We start from the raw sequence: 3,604 nt of genomic DNA, 5'->3' as shown, positions 1-3,604 counted from the left end.
CGGCCTGCAGGGCGAGTGGCGTGTCGTATTCGTATTCCTGAAGCTCGAGGTTCGCGGGAATAATGTCGAGGCCGGGGAAATTGGTCGGCTGGATAATATCCGAAATTGGCTTACGCTGATCATCGTAGCGGATCGTATCGTAGAGCGACGGATTCTGATCGAGCTCCGGTTGGTAACCGTGCAGGGCCGATAGTGATGCCTGCGGATCGAGATCGACGGCAAGAACACGGTGTCCCGTGAGTGCGAGGTGCTGGGCGAGGTGAGTGGCTGTTGTCGTCTTTCCTGACCCGCCCTTGAAGTTCACGACGGCGATCACCTGGAGCTTGTCGCCCGGCTTCCTTTGGGGCACGTATTTTTTGGCCTCGCTCTTCCCGGTCTCTGCGAGGTAATGCCGAAGCTCCCACATCTGCTCGGCGGTGTATTGTTTCCGGCTCCCCACGGTAGTCGGAACCGGTCCCTTGCCGTCGAGATAGAGCCGCTTCAGATTGCTCGGTGTAACTCCGAGATAGTGAGCAACCTCGGCAACCGAAAACGGACGCAGGGTTTTCTTCGCAGAAGGTGGAAAGTTCTCCAACCGCAGCTGATTCAGCCTGCGGGAGATTTCCGCCCCCTGCATCAAAATCTTGTCGTCCAGCTCGAACGAGGGTAGCGATGTGAACGCGTTCATTGTGCCTCAGGCCATTCTGTCGGTAAAATCACTGTTTTCAGCGAAATGCCGTCATTATCTCCGATTCTCAAATACTGGCAAGGAAAATAGGGTTAACAAAAGGTTAACCGCAATTTGCAGACTTGCGCTCGTAGATGATGCCGATTCTCAGCAGATGGGAATAGGGAGGGGCAGCTTATGCACTGTCGTTTTGACTGCCGTCAAAATTCAGAATTATGCTGAATATGCAATGGTTTGGAGTAAATAGCGCTCGGAGGCCAGGAGACGCCGCAACCATTTTGAGGAACTCGGAGCTATCGCTGTTGCATTAGGACTTGGACGAATTACGTGACGCCCCGAGTGTGGAATATGCGTGCACCATTTCTGTGGACTGGTCCACGGGCGACTGCGGCAAAACAGGTTTCGCCGCCAGTGCGTTGTTCAGATAGAATTTCTTTTCCCGGCCTTCACTGCAAGTGGGCCCTTTGCTGGCCGTGCAGGTAATCAGCCGCAGCCTGAGCTTTGGCGGCCGCGGTCACGATCGCACGCTTGTCGTTCTTCAGCACCTTGAGCCAGCTCTCCAGATAGCTAGCGGTATTACCTCTAGGGTCGTGGGCGACACCGAGATCAGCGCAGAGGAATGAAGCGGAAAGCTCGGCAACGAGTTCCTCCATCGCGTAACTTTCAGTGCCAAACCGGCCGCTGAGGTCACGATCAAGGCGATGCTTTGCACCTGACCAATGTGTCATTTCGTGAAGCAAGGTCGAGTACAGATGGACCTCATCGACGAAGCGAGCCCGGTCGGGCAACAGGATGTCGTCGGCCGTGGGACGAAAGCAGGCGGTCGCGCCGTCATAGGTGATCACCGCTCTGGTGTTGCGGACGAAGGTTTCGACCGCCTCAAGGTGCGGAACCTGCGTCGTCAGGAGCTCCTCGGTCGGCCGATAGAACTCCTGCGAAAGGTTCTCGATCTGCTCAACGTTGAAGACCGTGTAGCCCTTGAGATAGGGAATGCCACGATCGTCATCGTCCTCGCGCTCCTTAGGGGCGAAGGTGCCGTACTTGACGACCAGGGCGCCTTTTTCGCCCTTTCGGACCTGGCCGCCGAATTCCTGAGCCTGGCGGTAAGTGAGCCAGGTGTTTTCCTCGTAGCCCGCGAGCTCGCTTGCAAGCCATAGCATCAGGACATTGATCCCTCGGTACGCCTCGCCAGTGACGCGGCGGGGAACAAGGGAGCCGCGGCTGTTTCCGCGCCAGGGCCGGATCCACGGCTTGGTGCCGGCTTCAAGCTGCTCGATGACGGCATCTGTAATGCGCTGGTAGGTGTCCTTGATGTTCTGCATTGCCGTCTCCTTCGGTTGGTTGACGGCAGAAAACGGAGATGGCCGAAGCGAGCCCATGCACCCAAAGGGCCGCAACGGAGAGGAGGACCGCGCCAGCGGTTGCGTGGGGGAGGGGCTATCGTAGCTTGTCCGTCAATCCATCCAACGGAAGGAGAGGGCAGCAGACCATTGGCGACTGGCCGCAATCGCCAGCGTCGGTGCAGCTTTAAAGCCGGATGGGTTCCTTATCGCCCATGATCGTCGTCATCGCGGCCGCGGCCTCTCTGTGCCGCCAATTGCGCCTGGATCGCCTTCAGATCGGGATTCTGGTCCTGCTGTGGCTGCCCGGCCGGCGCTGGCTGCGACTGCGCCTCTCGGGCCGGATGCTCTCGTCCCAGGCGGGAGAAGTCCGATCGGGCGCTAAAGGTGATTTCCCCGTCGTCCAGCAATCTTTCCGGCAAGTCGGCGCGATCGGCAACGACAATGCCGCGTTCGGTGACAAGGCTCATAAGGCGGTCGCCGGCTCCGAGAACCGTGCCGGTGATTTCCTCGCCAGCCCGGGCGGTGCGAACGTTGTGGTGGAGGGGCTCCTCGCCGCAGTCTTTCAAATCCGCGAATGCCGCTCTGATGGCTTCTCGGCGATTAGAATCCAAAGCGTCCTGCACCACATGCTTCATTGCATCGCTCGAGGGATTGTTCGTGGTCTCGATCGACGCATCGATCATGCGTGGTTTACTGATGATGGAAAAATCGATCTCGTGCCCGTAGTGGCGCCCTAGTTCTGCAATGAAGGCCTCTTGCGCTCTGCCGTTACCCTCACGAAACGGATGCACATAATTCAGTTCGGCAAGGACCTGGCCGGCACGTTCGGCAAATTGCTCTGGCGTAGCGTTGCTCAGTGCTTGGGGATCTCGGATCGGCTTCAAGGCCTCGTCCAAGCCCATTTCTATGCGCGATCCCGGCAGGAACGAGGTGCCGCCCTTGGACAAGCCCCCGATCGGCTCGACACGCTCGCCGTCGACGACCGGCGTTTCGTTGCGCGTGTGCCCGGCCCACTCGTAAACGTCCTGAAAAATGTAGCCGTGGATCGCCTTAAGGTGGGCCTTGTCAAAATTGCCCTTGGGGCCATCGCCTTCAGCGATTTCGAGCATCCGCACGGCCGTCGCGCGATACTCTTTCGCGCGCAGCTCGGAGTGTGTTTCAACTCCCCATCTGTTTCTCAAAACGTCTGTCCGGTCCGGATCGTCCGAGGAGTTGGGGTAGGTGTAGGAACCTTTGGGGTACTCTTCAGCCATGGCAAGCCCAACAAAAAGCCGCCGGCTCTAAGCGGGCGGCCTTTTGTTCTTGAGAGTTGATCGGTGAGCTATCTAACGGGTCGATCGATCATGAGCGCCCGGTATTCCTCGCGGGTGATGTCGCCGGCGACATAGCGGGCGGTGGTTGCCTCGAGGACGGGATCGTGAACATAACCCTGCCGGACGTTGGCAGCGCGCGCCTGCTCCGCAGCCTTGCGCCGCTTCTCGACAGCTTCCGGGGAACAATCCGGACGGCGGGAATGAACGTTCATCGGCAAATCTCCAGTTACGGGATACCCTAGCAGGAATAGTGCTGTAAATCCAGCATTTTGCCGGATTTT

The 3,604-nt window shown here is 58.5% G+C and carries 4 protein-coding genes; all 4 read right to left on the bottom strand.

Features of this window, described 5'->3' with window-relative positions; translation table 11 throughout:
* Positions 1 to 667 (bottom strand): AAA family ATPase (locus I8N66_RS33470; RefSeq protein ID WP_291163651.1); only part of this gene is annotated, 667 nt, incomplete at its 3' end.
* 446 nt (positions 668 to 1,113) lie between these two features.
* Positions 1,114 to 1,989, bottom strand: coding sequence for a zincin-like metallopeptidase domain-containing protein (locus tag I8N66_RS33465; protein WP_291163648.1), 876 nt, complete (start codon positions 1,987 to 1,989; stop codon positions 1,114 to 1,116).
* Between the two features lie 224 nt (positions 1,990 to 2,213).
* A complete protein-coding gene (locus tag I8N66_RS33460) occupies positions 2,214 to 3,263 on the bottom strand; it encodes a Fic family protein (protein WP_291163645.1) in 1,050 nt (349 codons plus the stop codon).
* A gap of 68 nt (positions 3,264 to 3,331) precedes the next feature.
* Positions 3,332 to 3,535, bottom strand: a complete 204-nt coding sequence (locus I8N66_RS33455) for a hypothetical protein (protein ID WP_291163642.1) — start codon at positions 3,533 to 3,535, stop codon at positions 3,332 to 3,334.
* Between the last annotated feature and the right edge of the window lie 69 nt (positions 3,536 to 3,604).

It is taken from the genome of Ensifer sp. SSB1, from assembly GCF_016652895.1.
In the GTDB taxonomy this organism is placed as follows: Bacteria; Pseudomonadota; Alphaproteobacteria; order Rhizobiales; family Rhizobiaceae; genus Ensifer.
This window is presented reverse-complemented; position numbering and strand designations above follow the sequence as displayed.

Bases quoted from the DNA above. Each gene is read 5' to 3' on its own strand.
- I8N66_RS33465 (WP_291163648.1), bottom strand. From the start codon at position 1,989: ATGCAGAACATCAAGGACACCTACCAGCGCATTACAGATGCCGTCATC.
- I8N66_RS33460 (WP_291163645.1), bottom strand. From the start codon at position 3,263: ATGGCTGAAGAGTACCCCAAAGGTTCCTACACCTACCCCAACTCCTCG.
- I8N66_RS33455 (WP_291163642.1), bottom strand. From the start codon at position 3,535: ATGAACGTTCATTCCCGCCGTCCGGATTGTTCCCCGGAAGCTGTCGAG.